14 protein-coding genes are annotated in these 18350 nt (G+C 39.5%); 4 read left to right on the top strand and 10 right to left on the bottom strand.

The window, feature by feature from the left end:
- From FNZ24_RS13080 to FNZ24_RS13040, 8 genes are all read right to left on the bottom strand, one after another.
- Positions 1 to 826: DUF1329 domain-containing protein (locus FNZ24_RS13080; RefSeq protein ID WP_153914971.1), on the bottom strand; the 826-nt coding region annotated here is incomplete at its 3' end.
- Positions 827 to 839: 13 nt separating this feature from the next.
- Complete coding sequence (locus FNZ24_RS13075) at positions 840 to 2891, bottom strand: DUF1302 domain-containing protein (protein WP_153914970.1); 2052 nt, start codon at positions 2889 to 2891, stop codon at positions 840 to 842.
- A gap of 315 nt (positions 2892 to 3206) precedes the next feature.
- On the bottom strand, positions 3207 to 3422 hold the full coding sequence (locus tag FNZ24_RS13070) for a DUF2835 domain-containing protein (protein WP_153914968.1): 216 nt from the start codon (positions 3420 to 3422) through the stop codon (positions 3207 to 3209).
- A gap of 83 nt (positions 3423 to 3505) precedes the next feature.
- On the bottom strand, positions 3506 to 6067 hold the full coding sequence (gene pepN / locus FNZ24_RS13065) for an aminopeptidase N (RefSeq protein ID WP_153914967.1): 2562 nt from the start codon (positions 6065 to 6067) through the stop codon (positions 3506 to 3508).
- Between the two features lie 95 nt (positions 6068 to 6162).
- Positions 6163 to 8277: a carboxy terminal-processing peptidase gene (gene prc, locus FNZ24_RS13060; RefSeq protein ID WP_153914965.1), complete on the bottom strand. Its 2115-nt coding sequence runs from the start codon at positions 8275 to 8277 to the stop codon at positions 6163 to 6165.
- Positions 8278 to 8299: 22 nt separating this feature from the next.
- Entirely contained in the window at positions 8300 to 8935 is a 636-nt protein-coding gene (gene proQ, locus FNZ24_RS13055) for an RNA chaperone ProQ (RefSeq protein WP_153914963.1), read from the bottom strand.
- A gap of 269 nt (positions 8936 to 9204) precedes the next feature.
- The gene (locus tag FNZ24_RS13045) at positions 9205 to 9663 is read right to left on the bottom strand and encodes a GAF domain-containing protein (protein WP_153914959.1); all 459 of its coding nucleotides are present in this window, start codon (positions 9661 to 9663) and stop codon (positions 9205 to 9207) included.
- A 20-nt stretch (positions 9664 to 9683) separates the two neighbouring features.
- Positions 9684 to 9977, bottom strand: a complete 294-nt coding sequence (locus FNZ24_RS13040; protein ID WP_153914957.1) for a YebG family protein — start codon at positions 9975 to 9977, stop codon at positions 9684 to 9686.
- Positions 9978 to 10206: 229 nt separating this feature from the next.
- On the opposite strand from FNZ24_RS13040, the gene FNZ24_RS13035 reads away from it, so the two are divergent.
- The 3 genes from FNZ24_RS13035 to FNZ24_RS13025 are packed head-to-tail and all read left to right on the top strand — an operon-like array spanning position 10207 to position 14132.
- Positions 10207 to 10836, top strand: a complete 630-nt coding sequence (locus FNZ24_RS13035; RefSeq protein WP_153914955.1) for a paraquat-inducible protein A — start codon at positions 10207 to 10209, stop codon at positions 10834 to 10836.
- Between the two features lie 22 nt (positions 10837 to 10858).
- Positions 10859 to 11506, top strand: a complete 648-nt coding sequence (locus FNZ24_RS13030) for a paraquat-inducible protein A (RefSeq protein ID WP_153914973.1) — start codon at positions 10859 to 10861, stop codon at positions 11504 to 11506.
- The gene (locus FNZ24_RS13025; RefSeq protein WP_153914953.1) at positions 11493 to 14132 is read left to right on the top strand and encodes an MlaD family protein; all 2640 of its coding nucleotides are present in this window, start codon (positions 11493 to 11495) and stop codon (positions 14130 to 14132) included. Before FNZ24_RS13030 ends, FNZ24_RS13025 begins: the two co-directional genes overlap by 14 nt.
- Before the next feature lie 193 nt (positions 14133 to 14325).
- Here the strand turns inward: FNZ24_RS13025 and FNZ24_RS13020 are convergent, their stop codons facing one another.
- Positions 14326 to 15552 (bottom strand): nucleoside recognition domain-containing protein, encoded by a 1227-nt coding sequence (locus FNZ24_RS13020; protein ID WP_153914951.1) that lies wholly within the window; start codon positions 15550 to 15552, stop codon positions 14326 to 14328.
- A gap of 165 nt (positions 15553 to 15717) precedes the next feature.
- Between FNZ24_RS13020 and rsmF the strand changes: the two genes are divergently transcribed.
- Positions 15718 to 17172 (top strand): 16S rRNA (cytosine(1407)-C(5))-methyltransferase RsmF, encoded by a 1455-nt coding sequence (gene rsmF, locus FNZ24_RS13015; RefSeq protein ID WP_153914949.1) that lies wholly within the window; start codon positions 15718 to 15720, stop codon positions 17170 to 17172.
- A 364-nt stretch (positions 17173 to 17536) separates the two neighbouring features.
- On the opposite strand, the gene FNZ24_RS13010 is transcribed toward rsmF, so the two are convergent.
- Complete coding sequence (locus tag FNZ24_RS13010; protein ID WP_153914947.1) at positions 17537 to 18325, bottom strand: TatD family hydrolase; 789 nt, start codon at positions 18323 to 18325, stop codon at positions 17537 to 17539.
- Positions 18326 to 18350 lie beyond the last annotated feature (25 nt).

Raw genomic sequence — 18350 nt, 5'->3', positions numbered from 1 at the left:
GTAAAGCGCCGACATTCGGCGCTTTACGAACACGGCGTTGACCTGTGTTATAAGTCCAAGCTTGTCGAGGTAAAGCTTCTTGGTCCATAGTTTCTTTTACAAGAAGTGCCGTACCAGCAAGGCGCGCTGGTTGACGTACAACTTGTTTAAAGAAGAACAATGTATTTGATTCTTTTAACTGATCTAACGTTACTTCAGGGCGACTATAGCTGAAACGAATTTCTTCAGCAGTTTCAATCAAGGTATAAGCACCACCTGCAGTAGGAGCTGCTTGGCTACGTGCGGTTTTAATATCAACACCACGATAACGTAAAATATGGTTCCAAATGACTTCTAAACCATTATTAGGAATAGGAAATGGCACACTAATAGATGCGCCACTTACACCATTACCATTTGCCACAAGCTCAGCATTCAATGCATTCGCTTTTGTTGCATCATATACATATTGCGGTAATGAAGCAGTACGACGAGTTTCATAAACATTCATTTTGTATGTATCTGGATACAGTTCAAAAAGCTTGTTTTGACCCGGTGTTAAAAACTCAGCGTACTGGGCTTTATTTGCATTCGTAATGGTAAATAAGATCTTATCTGAAGGAAATGGATCTGGGTGATGCATACCCTTTTCATAGCCAGCTACAGGAGAGGTAATCCCATTATCCCAAGCTGGAATTGAACCGTCAGCGTTACCCGCTTTAACAGCGCCAATGGGAGTAAGTTCATTACCCAATTTAGCTGCTTCAGCTTCAGATACTTTCGCCATCGCTGCAGGTGCGCTAAACGCCATAATTACTGCAGCCGATAATATCGTCAGTTTCTTCATTATTATTATCCTTCTAGATAGAATACTTGACGTTGAACGAGACGTAATCTCGGTCTGTCATTGCATTAGTTGTTCCTACACCACCAAAGAAGTTGTTGTAAGAAATATCTGCTCCCCAGCGGCTGCGATAATCAAAACTAACGCCTACAGCAACTGACTTACGACCTTCTGTAAATAAGAACATTGGATCAGGCGTAATACCGTCAACATCGTGAGAGAAAATCACACGTGGCGACATATTCACACCAGCAAAGATATTATTGTAGTCAGCTTTCGCAACTAAGCGATAACCCCAAGCAAAATCTGTTGGGAACGGATTAGTTTCAGGACCATCATGAAGTGCTTCGATAATACCTGGCATGTCAGGATTACCACCTGAACGGGCGGTACCTGGACCGTTTAAACGTAGCTCGTCAAAGCCTGGCATGTCATGGATCCACACACCACCGACTTCTGCAAGCATAGTTAAGTTATCAGTGCCTAAGGTAGGTCCAAATAAATGAGTCAATGTAAACTGTGCTTGAGTGGTATCAGATAGAATGAAACCATCAATTGTTTCACCAGCTTCTACACCTTCAATTTGCGACACACCATCTAAATCAGGGCGTAAACCTGCATTAGCAAGCTGCTGAGGCATACCTGCAAATAACAACTCAACGTCATCAATTTGTAATGGCTCATCAACACGGTGTGAAACTTCACCCGCAACTGATGTGTCACCGACTAGGGTGTTAAAACTTGCGCCGTATAATTGAATATCTTCAGGATATACCACTTGAGCTTTAGTAAACGATTCCATGCTTAGCATTAATTCACGGTCAATTTCACCGCCACTTGCAGCTAAACGTCCATAGTCTCTTGCTAAAGCTTCACTGCTAAAGTTAGATGCTGTACCACTGATAATTGGACGACGACTGTGATAGTTCATGTAATACAAACCAAACTCAGTTTCACCAAGACTCGGCGCGTAATAACCTAACTTTATACCGTACTGACCATCATCACTTGGCTCAGCCTCATCCTGCAGTAAAGCTACTTTAGTAGCATATGGCACCATGTAAGCTGCGAATGCAGGATCAAAATTTGCCGCAGCTGCTGCACCATAAAGTGCGGCATACTCTGACATTAAGAATTCAAGATTGATATCAGGGTTTGAGTTGAAACCTAGCTGTGCATTTTGGTTATAACCACCGAAACCAACAAAGTCATTGGTAGCAAAGTTAGAACCTGCTGATGGAACCCAAACTGGTTCCCAATCATACTGGTAATAGGCTTCAACATTTAAATTTTCAGTAATACCTAACGATGCCCATACCATTCCTTGCGGACGGAAAGCTTCTTTAAGTTCTGCACCAGGTGTATTTAAGATATTTAAATCAACTGGGTTAATGACACCAATACCGTGTGGAATTAATGTACTTTCACCCCAAGAAACAACTTGGTTACCGACACGGACTGATAATGGGTTTTTACCATCATTTAAGTTAAAGTTACCGTAAACAAAAGCATCTAATAAGCGAATGTCTTTACACTGAACCTCTTCTGCTCGGCTATCCTCACAAGGATCATATTCTTTGCCGGTCAGTGGATCATTATAATCAAAATCACCATCACTTAATTTACGGTCATAAAAATACATGCCGCGAACAAACAAACCGAAGTTCTTATATTCTAAAGATAGCTCATGCAAACCTTTAAAACGTTCAGAGGTAGTGTCACCCTGAGAATAGAGTAAGTTACTTAAGTCGTTGTTACTTGAGTATGAGCCAGGCTGGCCCCAAATTTGAGCTGAAGAGTAGATAGGAGTTTGTCCAAATGGCGCACCGAAACCAGAATAACCAGACCAATCAAACTGTGGCTGGTTAACTTTACCGATTTGCCCTTCCCAATCACGCTCAGAAACACGCCAGCTTGCGCCAACAGTCCAAGTCGAGTCAAAGGTGCCTCGTACTTCACCCCAATCAAATGAAACAGCATTAGCGCTACTGCTCATCCCTAAAGTCAATGCCGACACCACCCCCAAAGCGAGTGCCGACTTGTTAAAGCGTCTTTTAACAATATTCATTTTTGCTTCTCTCCGTAACCTGCCGGATTCGTTGTTATAGGATTTGAACCAACATTTTGTTAGCCTGCAGGCAACTCCATTGTTACAGCAATTAACATCATTGAGCAAGTTCAAAAAACATTAAATTTGTTAACGAAATGGTGTAGTTAGGAGAAATTTAGGAAGAATAAACGAACGCTTATTTGAATTAGATCACACGAATGGACTACAAAGAGAGATAAAAATAATAAAATAATTTAATTACAATAACTTAAATAAAACCAAGTGAAGCTAAATTACCATTTAACAATCAATTGATCGTTTGAAGTAATTGCTCTAAATTTTATTCAGAGAAATAAATTTTCCAGAAGATTCTAAACGCAAAACAAACTGTCCGTGGATACCTGTTGAGCTTACATATGGTCTAAAATATTTACCATTAATATGTAATATTTTGCCATTCACATCCTTTACTTCCACATTCTTAACTGTGCCTTGGTAATACGGAAGGAAATCATTGAAACTAATATACATCGAAAATATAAATTGCATGGCTTGATTATTTAATTATAAAAATGACACAACTAACTGACAATGGCTTGTATTAAAACAAAACCATTGCCAGTTAAACAGAGTTAAGCTTGCTCTAACGCTTTGTCGACTTTCTCAAACAAATCTTTAGAAAGGTTTGGTAATGCTTTTAATCTTAATAAGCAATCTTTCATTTTTTGCTGACGTTCTGCATCAAATTTAGCAAATTGGATTAGCGGTGTAATCATTCTCGCTGCAATTTGCGGATTTAACTCATTCAATTTAATTAATATATCAGTCAGGTAATTGTAACCGCTACCGCTGATGTCGTGGAATTGATAAGTATTAGCTGCAACAAAAAAGCCAATCAAAGACCGAACACGATTTGGATTATTAAAGCTGAAGCTTTCATGTTGAGTTAACGATTTAATTTCAGCTAATACTTCAGGCGTGTTTTGCGACGCTTGAAGGCTAAACCATTTATCCATGACTAAAGGCGTTGAAACCCACTTCTTCTCGAAATCTGCCATTAATTCTTGTTTACAAGCTAACTGACCCGATACAGCTGATTTCAATGCAGCCAAACTATCTGTCATATTGTTTGCAGAATGATATTGCTCAGTGACCAAAGCTTCGTATTCTGAAGAAACACGTGATAACAATACTAAACAGATATTTTTAAAGGCTCTTGAAGCGGCATCATCTAAATGAATAAGTGAACGATAACGTGTCACAAGTTCATCTAAACATGACTCTGCAAGTTCATCGACTACAAACTCTCTCGCCGCCTGTAATGAGTCTAAGTCAACTGATTCGACTTGTTCGATAAGCGCTGCTGCACTTGGGAAAGCAAGGATTTCGGCAACTAACGCTTTATCAATATTCTCGTCTAAGATAATACCTCTAATAGCTTCAATCACTCTAGCATCAAGATGCATAGTTTCTTTAGCATTGAGACTTGCTACATTTTGCCATACCGCTTGACTAAATAAGCCCACTGATGCTTCCCAGCGAGCCACTTCACTCGATGCAAATCGGCTCAGGTGTACAAGTTGATCCACATTAAAGTCGTACTCCAAGCGCACTGGAGCAGAAAAGTCTTGTAATAAAGACGGCACTGGCTGCGAGGCAATATTGTCAAAAGTGAATGTTTGCTGAGCTTGTTTTACGTCCAAAACTTGATTGGTTAACGACGTACCTTCAGAATCCAGTAACTCAACACTGAAAGGAATGTGTAATGCTTTTCCTTTAATACCTTGTGAAGTCACTGATTGACTCACGGTTAAATGGTATTGCTGTTTCTGTTCATCATAGCTGTCTTCAACATGGACAACTGGCGTACCGGCTTGACTGTACCAATTTCTGAATAAAGTCAGGTCAATACCACTCGCCGTTTCCATCGCGTTGACAAAGTCATCACAGGTTACCGCTTGTCCATCATGGCGTTCGAAGTAAAGCTTCATACCTAATTGGAAGTTCTTCTCACCTAAGATGGTGTGCATCATTCGAATAACTTCAGCGCCCTTGTTATAAACCGTTACTGTGTAGAAGTTATTCATTTCAATAACAGATTCTGGGCGGATCGGATGAGACATTGGGCCTGCGTCTTCAGCAAACTGTTGGTTCTTCATAACTCGAATAGCTTGAATACGGTTTACCGCGCGCGAACCTAAATCAGAGCTGAACTCTTGATCTCTAAATACAGTTAAGCCTTCTTTCAAACTCAATTGGAACCAATCACGGCAAGTGACACGGTTACCTGTCCAGTTATGAAAATACTCATGACCCACGACAGACTCGATGCCATGATAATCTTCATCTGTGGCACTGGCGGTGTCAGCTAATACGTATTTGGTGTTAAAGACATTTAAGCCTTTGTTTTCCATCGCGCCCATATTGAAGAAATCAACGGCAACAATCATGTAAATATCTAAGTCATATTCTAAATCAAAGCGAGTTTCATCCCATGCCATCGACTTTTGTAGCGATACCATTGCATGGTTAGCTTTGTGCAAGTTTCCTTTGTCCACAAATACTTGTAGCTTCACTTCTCGACCACTGCGGGTAATAAACTTATCTTCAAGTAAATCAAAATCACCAGCAACTAAAGCAAATAAATAGCTTGGTTTAGGAAATGGATCTTCCCAACGAACAAATTGACGAGACTCAGTAACATCGCCCTTTTCAATTAAGTTGCCGTTACTGAGTAAAAAAGGAAATGCTGCTTTATCTGCTTCAATTCTTACTGTGTAAATAGCTAAGACATCTGGGCGGTCTAAAAAGTAAGTAATTCGTCTGAAGCCTTCAGCTTCACACTGAGTACAATAAGCCCCGTCAGACATATATAAGCCTTCAAGGCTTGAGTTAGCTTCAGGATCTTGTTTAGTGACGAGTTTCAATTCAAAATCGTTTAATGCTGTGGTCACCAGTAATTGGCTATCTTGCTCTTTGAAATCTGCTGGCTGACCATTTATTTCAACTGAAACTAAATTTATCTGCTCACCTACCAGTACTAAAGCTTCATTATGATCGCCAACCCTCTGAACTTTACTTGTTGCGATAACTTCAGTATCCGAACCTTTTAAATTAAAATCTAATTCGATGTGACTTATTGTGAAAGTCGGTGCTTGGTAGTCTTTTAAATGTTTTGCTTGAGCTTGAGTCATAAATAATCCTTGAATAACACTTAGCACTTTATAGGCATAAAATTTACATAATAAAAAACGCGCTTAAAGCGCGTTTTTTGGCAATAAAATAGGATTTATTTCACTGCTAATTTTTTAGCATCAACCATATCTAAGGTAATTAATGCTGTCTCTTCTAAAAACGCATCTGGCACTTCTAATTCATCTTCTTCAGACTCTTCAGTATCCGCTGCATCATTATCAGCAACTTCGGTAGAATCTGCTTCAGTTTCAGTTGTCTCTTCATCTTCTTCATCAAGTGATGCTAAAGGCTCAAGACCATTTTTAACACGGCGCTCATTGGTACGATCAAGAATACGTTTTTCATCTTCTTCACGCGATGCGATTCGCTCACTTTCTACTAGCGAAATAGTTTTATCGTCATGATGCTTCTTGAATTCAGCAATATCATCGAAGATATAACCAAACTCTACGTCTGTCTTAATACGTTGCTGATGCTTGGTATCCAGTTTAGCGATTAATTCAGGGTAAATGTTACCCAAAGTGCCGTATTGAGCTACTGGAACTTTATCCCATGGTAAAGCATTTTTCTCTTCAGACTCACCGTATTCACCAGGCTCTAAGGCGCTAGGGAATTTAATATCTGGAGTAACCCCTTTAAGTTGGGTACTACCACCATTAATACGGTAAAACTTTGCAATTGTATATTGTACGTGACCAATGGGTTTTTCGTACATATCGTAAATACGGCCTAAGCTTTTATGTTGCTGAACCGTGCCTTTACCAAAGCTCGCTTCACCCACAATTAATGCTCGATCGTAATCTTGCAATGCTGCTGCGAAAATCTCTGAAGCTGAAGCACTGTAACGATCAACCATCACTGTTAATGGACCGCTATAAGCACTTTTTCCATCATTGTCACGGTTTTGTGTAACACGCCCGTTAGCATCACGTATTTGAACCACTGGGCCCATATCGATAAACAAACCAGTTAATAAGGTTGCTTCCGTTAAAGCACCGCCGCCATTACCACGTAAATCAATGATAATACCTTCGACTTTATCTTCTTTAAGTTTGGCAATTTCTTTTTCGACGTCTACAGACAAGTTCATGTAGAAACCAGGAATTTGAATCACACCAACTTTACGGTTAGCAAATTCACCTTCTGTTGGTTCGATAACTTTAGACGTTGCAGCGCGATCTTCTAAGCGAATTTTGTCACGAACAATTGTCACTTCGAATGTTTTAGCGTTAGCGCCGCCTTTTTTAGGCAGAATTTGTAAGTTAACTTCACTGCCCTTAGGGCCTTTAATTAACTCTACAACATCATCTAAACGCCAGCCGATGACATCAACTATTTCACCGTCTTTTTGACCAACACCAATAATTTTATCTTCAGGAGATAGCTTCTCACTGCTTGCAGCAGGTCCACCAGCTACAAGGCTTTTAATCACTGTGTAGTCATCGTCCATTTGCAATACTGCACCAATACCTTCAAGGCTTAGGTTCATTTCCATTTGGAAACGTTCAGCATTTCGAGGAGATAAATAACTTGTATGAGGTTCTACAGTGCGAGCAAAGGCGTTCATTACACCTTGGAATACATCTTCACTGTGAGTTTGACTCAGACGCTTAATCGCATTGTTATAACGCTTACCGAGTATTTCAACTGTTTCTTCCCAGTCTTTATCAGCAAGTTTTAAGTTTAATGCATCATATTTGACACGTTGACGCCAAAGCTCATTTAATTCTGCTTCATCTTTTGGCCATGCAGCTTCTTCGCGATCAAACTCATAAGCATCACCGGCTTCTGTGAAGTCGAATTCTTTGTCTAGTAGCGTTAATGCGTAGGCAAAACGTTCATATCGACGTTTTTGCAATAAAGAGAACATATTAAAGGCAGGTTCGATATTGCCAGTTTTGACCATATCGTCGAACAGATGCTGATATTGTTTGAAACTATCAACATCTGCCTGGGTAAGTACATTACGTCTGAAATCTAACTGTTGTAGATAACGATCGTAAATCAACTCAGAAAAAGCATCATCAAGTTCAAAGCGATGGTAATGAGAGCGAGTGAATAAATTCGTTACCCTCTTACTCGCAACCTTGTGTTGAGGCTCTTGCTCAAGTTTAGGTAACTCGTTGATTTGAATAGTTGGTGAAATTGCCCAAGCCGAAAAACCGACAAATAAAGTGGCAATCGACGCAGCCAAAGTGAGTTTTCGCATCAACAAGTTACTCCTTAAATGATCACGATAATAAGATATGCTCTGCACGTACTTTAACGACTAAACCAGAATCAAGCTGTACATGGACATCTTCTTTTTTGATGTCAGTGATAACGCCAGCTACAGGATTTTGTCCTAACTTGACACTAACACGTTGTTTTTGTTTAAGCTCGTCAAATTTTGCAGGTACATAATTAACTTTTGGAGCAGCAGGCTTTTTAGCCTTAGCTGGACGGTCTTTTTTAACCGCAGCTGCTTTCGAAGCTGGTGCTTTTTTAGCTGGCTTCTTAGGGTTTGCTTTAGCAGCCTGTGCCTGACGCTTAGCTTTAGCTTTCTCTTGACCTTCTTTTAAGGTCTGCTGAGCATGATCAATATGTTCCTGCTCAAGTTCACCACAGTCTTGACCATCTAGATCAATACGTTGAACGCCAGCTTTTACACCTTTAAGGTAGCGCCAGCTACTTGTATAACGTCTAAGTGCAACACGTAATTGTGTTTTACTTACTTTAGAATCATCAGCCAACCTTTCAGCTAAATCTTGAAACAACCCAATTTTTAATGGCTTAGTTTCACCTTCTGCAATAAAGCATAAAGGAAATGTTTCATATAAATACGCTAAAACTGCGTTGGTGTCGGTCAACTTGTCTGTTGATTCCATTTTTACTTCCACGTTATATAAGGGGACTGGTTAATAGCTGTCTTAGCTAGATACAGTCGTTTATCTTTCGTTAAACAGAGTCTTGCTTAACGTTCAAATTAGCATTTCCTACATAATTGCTAAAGCAGTAGAAACATGCCTTAACAAATTAACTTACTTGCCTGCATATTTACAGTAAATAAATTTTAAACATAGTAATGCGTGCAGCTCAGTATTATAAAGCTCATGTCAGCGATTGCGACCTGCAATTTGGCTTATTTGTTCGCAAATTAAGCAAATAAGCAAGATTCGAAGCTTTTAACTAAGTTTTCGAGTCCTTTTTGATCATCTTTATCAAAACGATTTAAAGAAGGGCTATCAATATCTAACACTGCGATGATATTTTCACCATGATGAACAGGAACAACTATTTCAGAATTACTCGCTGCATCGCAAGCAATATGTCCTTCAAATTGATGCACATCTTCAACTAATTGAGTTTGATCTAATGCCGCAGCTGTTCCACAAACACCTTTACCAATGACAATACGTGTACAAGCGACCTTTCCTTGGAATGGACCTAACACTAATTGGTCATTTCGCTTAATGTAAAAGCCAACCCAGTTAATATCGTCCAAATTATCATTTAACAATGCAGAAAAATTTGCCATACCCGCAATGAGGTCATCCTCACCTTCCATTAAAGCCAGTACTTGTCGGTTTAAGGTGTCATATAAATCAGCTTTCATTTTACTTCCTAACAATTATTTTATTCTGCGGCCGCTTTTTTTGTTGCCTTTTTAGCTGCTGGTTTTGTCGCAGCAGGTTTTGCTTTGACCACGCCTTTAAGTAAATTTGCAAGCTCATCTTTATTAGATGCAAGATAAAATGCAAGTTTCTCTACACTATTTTCATCAATTTCTAACTCAGCGCTAGTAATAAAAGGAACTAAGTTATCAGCAATGTCGAGCATTTTGTCATAGGCATCGGCTTCTTTTTTAGATGTGAATGTCATCTTTTCCACCCCTTCTCTGACCACGACAAACTTTGTAATTACCGCCATGATTAACCTCTTACTGTTTTTATATACAGTGCATAGAGTGTCATAGAACTAACTTCTGATGCAAGTATTCTGATTATTCTGGTATTATCTCATTTCATTGTAACTCGAATCGTGATGAATAAACTCATTTCGAGGTCATATTTAGTGCCAATTAAAGGGATTAATATGTCTCAAGTTGCATCAGGATATTGCAGCTATTATTTACTAAATGGATGGTTTTAGCTTTTATATGCCAAAAAATTTAGATCAAGACACCATTATTTTGTGCCGCTCTTGTGATTTAGCAGTGCAGCGACGAGCACTGCCCTCTAATGTTCGGGCGCTTTGCCCTCGTTGTCATACTGCTTTATATGATGTGCCTTACTGCTCAATTAACGGCATGCTTGCGTTATGTATTGCTGCCATTATTTTCTATATTCCTGCCAATTTCTTACCCGTTTTAGAAATTCATTTTTTGGGCAGTATTCGTACCACAACGGTTTATGAAAGTGCTTTTGCAGTCTGGGTTCAAGGCTATTGGATTGTCGCAGTCGCTGTTATCGCAGCGGCAGTGATAGCACCAGGTTTATTAATTTTATCGATATTATTACAAATCATCATTGTTAAACGCCGTCTACATTCTAAATTTTGGCAACAAACCTATCGTAAACTGCTCAAAAATCATGGCGTACTTTCGCAGTTAACTATGCTAGAAATCTATGTCATTTCCTTTTTAGTCGCAGCATTCAATTTATCTGACTTTTCAGATATCTATTTAGGCATGGGCACTTTTTGTTTTGGGATGTTATTTCTAGTGATTCTATTTTTGCAACGTGAGTACAATTTAGAACATATGTGGAGAATGGTTCATGACGAATAGCTCTACACCTGCAGACGATGTAATGAATGAATCGAAAGAGACTCGGCTAGATTCAGCCCAACAAGGCAAAGAAATAGGCATGACGCTTTGTGGTACGTGCCGTAATATAAACCCTATTGACCAATTACACTGCAGTCGCTGTCACTCTAAAATTCAGCCTCGCAATTATCAAAGTCTACAACAAAGTTGGGCATTGCTGATTACCGCGGCCATTTTATTAATACCTGCCAATATTTACCCTATCACTATGCTAACTAACCAAGGCAAAGTAACATATGACACTATTTTTACTGGCATTGTGCATTTGGTTCATTCAGATATGATCCCTATTGCTATTATTGTGTTTACTGCCAGTATTTTAGTGCCTTGGTTAAAAATTGTAGGGCTTGCAATTTATTTAACAGCTATCAGTTTTAATTTACCGGTTTCTAAAAAGAAACTCATGGTAGGCTTTCATATCATTGAGTGGATTGGTCGCTGGTCTATGCTCGACTTATTCGTTATTGCACTGACTGTTGCAGTGGTGAATATGGGACAACTGTTAGATGCAAAACCTGCTCCTGCAGCTACAGCATTCGCGCTGGTCATTCTATTGACTCAGTTAGCTGCAAAGGTACTTGATACACGTTTACTTTGGGATCGCTTGGAAAAAAACAATGACACGAATTGAATCACCAAAAGTCGTTAAAAAGAAACTCTTTTCTCCTATATGGTTATTGCCTATTGTAGCGCTTGTTCTGGGCGCTTGGCTTGGAGTTAAAAGTATCAAAGAGTCTGGAATTGAAATTCAAGTTCATTTTCCAAGTGCTATTGGCATTGATATTGGTAAAACTTTAGTGAAATACCAAGGGCTAACTGTTGGTAAAGTCACTGACATCAGCCTTGATAAGGACCTATCAGGGGTAAATGTCAAAATAGTGATGGATTATCGCTCTGATCCTTTCCTAAATAAGAACACCCTTTTTTGGTTGGTTACGCCAAAAGCTAGTATTACGGGAATTGAAGGGCTAGATACCCTATTTTCAGGAAATTATATTGCGATTGAACCGGGTGATGGTAGTTCAACATCTGAATTCATTGCATCCACTGAAGCTCCTTCAATGATCCCCAATGAAGAAGAAGGTATCGTTGTTAAGCTAACGACCCCAACTTTAGGTTCATTAGATGTAGGCTCTTTAGTGTTTTACCGCCAAGTACCTGTCGGTAAAGTCGTTAATTATCGTTTGATAGATAGTGACACTATCATTATTAGTACTTTCATTGAGCAGCAATATTCACACCTAGTGAATCAAGAGTCTCAATTCTGGAATGTATCAGGCCTTAAAATTGATGCCTCTTTGTCAGGAATTAAAGTCAATACAGAAAGTCTTGCATCCTTATTAGCAGGCGGGATTAGTTTTAACTCTTATACTAAAGCGGACAAAGCAGTCACCGGCGATAATTACGTTTTATACCCAGATGAAGAAAGCGCTGTTAAAGGGGTTGAGTTTGTATTAACAGCAGATAATGCCGATGAAATTAACCAAGGCTCTGCACTGGTTTATCGTGGCGTAGAAGTCGGTAAAATTCACCAAACAAAATTAACCGAAAACGGGGTTAAGTTTTTAGCGAAATTTGATATTCAATATCAACAACTGCTTAATGCTGACAGTCAGTTTTGGGTTGCTGGCGCAGATATTTCAATGGATGGCGTTAAGCACGCGAGTCGTTTACTTACTGGTAGTGTTGTCAATGTATTGCCTGGATTAAGTGATAACGCATTACCTCAAGATTTTATTCTACAAAACCAGGCGCCTGACCTACTAAGTGACAGTAAACTCAATATTAAACTGACCTCAAATGAACACAGTGGCTTGAATACAGGAGCTGAAGTCAGATACAAGCAAATGCCAATTGGTGAAATCACTCAAGTTAATTTTTCAGAAGATTTTAGTGGTGTGGAATATTTGGTTGAGATACTACCTGAATACAAAAATTTGCTGACAACCGATAGCCATTTTGTTTCTGAGTCAGCTTTAAAGGTAGATGCGTCTTTAGATGGCGTAACGGTTACCACCCGAGATTTAAGTACTGCCATAGAAGGTGCGGTTTCACTAGTTAGAGGCAATACCAAAGCTTTAGTGACGCCAAATAGCCGCTTTGAGCTTTATCATTCAGCAGAACATGCAGTCGAATCTATTGCAAAAAACAATATCACTAGCCTTTCACTTGAAAGTGTTGATGGCGCCGGATTATCTGTAGGCTCGCCAATTTATTATAAAAAAATGCAGATTGGCGCTGTGAGCAATGTTCACTGGGACAATAAAACAGATCAGTTTTCAATTGATCTTGCTATTAAAAATAAATTTAGCCAGTTAGTTCGAGACAATAGTGTGTTTTGGCGAAATGACGCTGCGAGCATTAACGCAAGCTTATCTGGTGTTGAAGTTAACGTTGCGCCGCTTGAAGGTGCACTTAAAGGCAGTATCAGCTTAGGCTTACTCAGTGATGATCAAATAGGTAACCAGCAGCGTTTGTACGATTCTAAAGAACTAGCGCTTAAACAAGCTCAAACCATAACGCTTACTTTACCAGCTGAAGCTAAGGTGGCTGCTAAGGCTGCGATACGTTACCAAGGTCACCAGATCGGTGTTGTTCAACAAGTAAAATTGAATCAAGATTTAGAAACATTAACTGCAACGGCTTACCTCTATGGAGATTATGCAAGTCACTTCACTAAATCTGACACTGAATATTTTGTCGTCGATGCGCAAATTTCTTTAACAGGCATTAAAGCACCAGAAACGCTCATTACAGGGCCATATATAGGTGTTATTCCAGGTAAAGATTCAGATAGTTCAGATATATTTAACGCACATTTAGCTGCTCGATATGATGCTGATATTGACGATGATGCGTTAACCTTGATTTTAGAAGACAGCCAACTTGGATCGATTAAAGTGGGAACCCCCATCTTTTTCAGAGGAATTTCAATTGGGCAAGTTGACGGTTACACCTTGTCTGATAACGGTAATAAAGTACTCATGTATTCACACATTGAAAAACAATATACCCATCTTGTTAATCAAAGCAGTCGATTCTGGGATGCATCGGGTATTCAATTAGAAGTGGGTATATTCTCAGGAGCCCAAATTGAAACAGGCTCATTAGAAACCCTACTCTCTGGTGGTATTTCGGTTGTTACCGAAGATGTCACGACTAGTGTGAATGCGTTGTCTTCAGGTGCCAGCTTTAATCTTTATAACAAGATGAAAGAAGAATGGCGTAGCTGGCAACCAGAGCAAGTCAAACCTTAATAGTTAACACAATTCATCATCAATAATTCGCTGTTAATAGTTCAAAATAAAAAGTCGGCCCATGGCCGACTTTTTTGTTGCTTTAAAGCGAACGACTTGATGTTAAAGCAATAGATTTACAACGACTATATCTCAAGGGCTAGATTTACAAGGACTAAATTTATAACGACTAGGTTTAAACGGCTATACCCACCTAACCATAAAACCAGTAACACACACCAATAGCGGCAATAATGCCACCCACATCAGCGGCAAGTCCGCAGCCTAATGCATGGCGGCTATTCCTTATACCTACTGAACCAAAATACACCGCTAAAACATAAAATGTGGTTTCAGTACTGCCCTGAAATATTGCAGACAATCGTCCAGCAAAAGAATCGACACCATGGTGGTCCATTGTTTCAAGCATCATAGCTCTTGCTCCTGAGCCACTAAAAGGCTTCATTAGCGCAGTAGGCATAGCATCGACAAAACGGTTATCGAAGCCCAATAAAGCAACTAAGTTTGATAAGCCTTGCAAAGCAAAATCTAACGCTCCTGACGCTCTTAATAAGCCAATCGCCAGCAACATTGCTAGCAAATAAGGAATGAGCATCACCGCCTGCGAGAATCCCCCCTTCGCCCCTTCTACAAATTCATCGTAAATGGCGACCTTCCTGTGTCCAGCTATGAGAATAAAACTTAAAATTAGTACTAATAAAATGCCATTACCTAAGGCTGTTGATAAAGTGCCAATTGCCTCTGCTGATAAGGTCATTAAATAAAATACACTGGCAATCAACACACTAATTAGCGTTGCGCCATAGGCAAGCACGACACTATTGAATAAAGAAATTCGTTGTACCACAGCTACAACAGTTAGGCCGACTAATGTCGATGCAACAGTAGCGAGTAAAATAGGCAAAAACACGTCAGCAGGAGCTGCAGCACCTTGCTGGGCGCGATATAAAAAGACCGTGACAGGCACTAAGGTGACAGAAGAGGTATTTAGGACTAAGAATAAGATTTGCGCATTGGTGGCAACGGTTTTTTCAGGATTTAAACTTTGTAAATCCTGCATTGCTTTTAAACCAAGAGGCGTTGCAGCATTATCAAGTCCAAGCATATTAGCTGTTAAGTTCATCGACATACTGCCATAAGCAGGATGCCCTCTTGGTACATCTGGCATGAGTTTAGATAATAAAGGCTCAAATAGCCGAGCAAATACCGCTACCACTCCCGCCTTTTCACCGACTTGCATCAAGCCCATCCATAACGCTAATACGCCAATCAAACCTATTGATATTTCGGCGGCAAGTTTCGCACTACTGAATATGGCATTGACCGAATCACTGAGTACCTCAACATGCCCATTGAATAATTGAACTATGATGGCGACAGCTGCCGTTAAAAAAAACAATAACCAAACTCTATTCAGCACTTAATACTCCATTATCTTGACCGACATCAACCCAGCATTTTATGCCTTTATCATTTCCAAGCTTTTATCATTTCCAAGCTTTGTCGGCATAGTTAGCCTAAGCTTTATTAATGCATGATATAATCTATTTCATTATTACACAGTTGTTTTATCGAATTTTTTACTATGGCTCAAATAAATCCAGATTACCTCACACACATTGCCAGCGAGCTTCCTGAACATCTTAATATGGATGAGTTTATCGCGGCTTGTCACCGACCTTTAAGAAAATCAATCAGAGTAAACACCTTAAAGATTACTGTTGATGACTTTAAACAGGTTATGAATTCAAAAGAATGGAAATTTGAGCCAATTCCTTGGTGCAAAGAAGGATTCTGGATAACCCATGATGACAGTCAACAACCTGGTAATTGTGTTGAACATATTCAAGGGCTTTTTTATATACAAGAAGCAAGCTCTATGCTGCCGCCACAAGCGTTATTTAATGAGCTGTTAACTGATGACATAGGTCAACAAGCCCCTATAGTATTAGATGTGGCCTCTGCACCAGGTTCTAAAACCACCCAACTTGCAGCATTAATGCATAACCAAGGTTTATTAATTGCTAACGAATACTCTTCAAGCAGAGTCAAGATCCTTCATGCCAATATTCAACGTATGGGCGTTAACCAAACTGCTTTAACCCATTTTGATGGTAACGTTTTTGGTGAGTATCTTTATGAAAAATTTGACGCGATTTTATTAGACGCTCCTTGTGGCGGCGAAGGCACTGTAAGGAAAGACGTTAATGCGCTTAAAAACTGGCAACTTGATGACGTAACTGAAATTGCCGAAACCCAAAAACAGTTAATAGAGTCAGCCTTTTTAGCCTTAAAGCCTGGCGGTTCATTAGTCTATTCAACCTGTACGTTGAGCCAGATTGAAAACCAACACATTTGTCATTACATACAACAGCAATATCCAGACTCGGTTGAATTTATTGCTCTCAACCATCTATTTGAAAACGCTGAAAAAGCCTGTACTTCTGAAGGTTTTTTGCATGTTTGGCCTCAAATATTTGATAGCGAGGGTTTCTTTGTCGCTAAAATTCATAAGAAAACCTCAGTACCACGATTAAAAAAGTGCCCTAAACAGCAACGAAACTTTCCTTTTGTCTCCGCCAATGAAAAGCAAACTAATGCTGTCGCCGAATATTTACTCAAAACATTCAATATCATAATACCCGAACAATTTAACGTGATGATACGTGACGAGGAATATTGGTTATTTCCAGCAAAGTTCAGTCAATTCATCGGACTAATGCGCTTTCAACGCATCGGTTTCAAACTTGCTGATGTGCTTAAAAAAGGTTTTAAAGTCAAACATGAAGCTATCATTGCATTGAGTGATTCAATTGAGAATCAAGATAGAGTTATTGAGCTTAACCGCCAGCAAGCAATTGAGTTTTTAATGGGCCGTGATATTCCAACCAATGAGATAATAGGTTTAGACGTGAAACCTGCAGGTGAGATGATTGTGAGCTTTCACAATAAGCCACTTGGCGTCGTAAAACACCTCGGACATCGCCTTAAAAACAACCTTCCAAGGGAATTGGTAAAAGATAAAATTGAAACTAAATGACAAATTAATACGAAAGTTGAACCTAGGATAAGTCACTAAGATAAGTCACTTAGTTTGCTAAATATTTAGCACATAAAACTCATACTAGACAAGCTAACAAGCTTTAAACACCATTTACCAAGCATATAACGAGCAATAAATGTGCAATATGTCAATTGACAACTATAATGTGTGCAGACGATTTAGTTTTGAGAGTAAAGCCCTGAGACGCTTCATTCTCATTCATGTTTACTGAGAATAGCCTCTCAACACAGTAGCGCAGGGCTCTTTTTATTAAGAGCCATTCCCCTAGACCCAGAACAATTGGATAGTTTTGGGTCTTTTTTTTGGCTTGGATAAAGGGAAGCACCAATGTTACTGGAAACTAGCGTCCAATCAGTTTGGCTGCATCTGTGAATAAATTAAAGAAATTTTCTGAAGTGTAATGGGCCAAATCTTCATATTTTTCGCCACGTAACTCTGCTACAAACTCAGCAACATCACGAACGTAGGCAGGTTGGTTTTCTTTGCCACGATGTGGCACTGGCGCTAAGTATGGCGAGTCTGTTTCAACCAATAGTCTGTCTTGTGGAACTTGGCGGATCACGCTACGAAGCTCACCAGCATTTTTGAAAGTGACTATGCCCGATACTGAAATGTAAAAGCCCAAATCGATTGCTGCTTGGGCCATTTCCCAGTTTTCAGTAAAACAATGTAATACTCCACCGACTTTATCTGCACCGCCGGCTTTTAGCATCGCTATGGTGTCTTCTCTTGCATCACGTGTATGTACAATTAGAGGTTTGTTAACATCCACTGCCAGTGCTATTTGCTGTTCAAAACATTGTTGTTGCAGCGTTTTAGTTTCAGGGGCGTAAAAGTAGTCAAGACCAGTTTCGCCAATAGCAACGACTTTGCTGTCAGTGGCAAATTGTTTTATTTCATCAACATTTAAGCCGTCTTGGACATCCAACGGGTGAACACCAGAAGAAAGGAATACATTATCGAACTGTGCCATTTTCTCACGCATAGATTCGAATCCTTGCTGGCGTACATTGACGCACAGCAAATAATCTACACCACGAGATTTAGCGCCATCAATAATGGCTTGTAAACTAGGTTGATCAGGAGCCGCTTTTAAACGGTCTAAATGGCAATGAGAGTCGATTAACATTGAAATTCTATCTAAAGCTAAAATA

Origin of the sequence: Shewanella sp. TC10, assembly GCF_009663145.1 — a bacterium.
GTDB lineage: Bacteria > Pseudomonadota > Gammaproteobacteria > Enterobacterales > Shewanellaceae > Shewanella.
This window is presented reverse-complemented; position numbering and strand designations above follow the sequence as displayed.

Bases quoted from the DNA above. Each gene is read 5' to 3' on its own strand.
- FNZ24_RS13075 (WP_153914970.1), bottom strand. From the start codon at position 2,891: ATGAATATTGTTAAAAGACGCTTTAACAAGTCGGCACTCGCTTTGGGG.
- FNZ24_RS13070 (WP_153914968.1), bottom strand. From the start codon at position 3,422: ATGCAATTTATATTTTCGATGTATATTAGTTTCAATGATTTCCTTCCG.
- pepN (WP_153914967.1), bottom strand. From the start codon at position 6,067: ATGACTCAAGCTCAAGCAAAACATTTAAAAGACTACCAAGCACCGACT.
- prc (WP_153914965.1), bottom strand. From the start codon at position 8,277: ATGCGAAAACTCACTTTGGCTGCGTCGATTGCCACTTTATTTGTCGGT.
- proQ (WP_153914963.1), bottom strand. From the start codon at position 8,935: ATGGAATCAACAGACAAGTTGACCGACACCAACGCAGTTTTAGCGTAT.
- FNZ24_RS13045 (WP_153914959.1), bottom strand. From the start codon at position 9,663: ATGAAAGCTGATTTATATGACACCTTAAACCGACAAGTACTGGCTTTA.
- FNZ24_RS13040 (WP_153914957.1), bottom strand. From the start codon at position 9,977: ATGGCGGTAATTACAAAGTTTGTCGTGGTCAGAGAAGGGGTGGAAAAG.
- FNZ24_RS13035 (WP_153914955.1), top strand. From the start codon at position 10,207: ATGCCAAAAAATTTAGATCAAGACACCATTATTTTGTGCCGCTCTTGT.
- FNZ24_RS13030 (WP_153914973.1), top strand. From the start codon at position 10,859: ATGAATGAATCGAAAGAGACTCGGCTAGATTCAGCCCAACAAGGCAAA.
- FNZ24_RS13025 (WP_153914953.1), top strand. From the start codon at position 11,493: ATGACACGAATTGAATCACCAAAAGTCGTTAAAAAGAAACTCTTTTCT.
- rsmF (WP_153914949.1), top strand. From the start codon at position 15,718: ATGGCTCAAATAAATCCAGATTACCTCACACACATTGCCAGCGAGCTT.
- FNZ24_RS13010 (WP_153914947.1), bottom strand. From the start codon at position 18,325: ATGTTAATCGACTCTCATTGCCATTTAGACCGTTTAAAAGCGGCTCCT.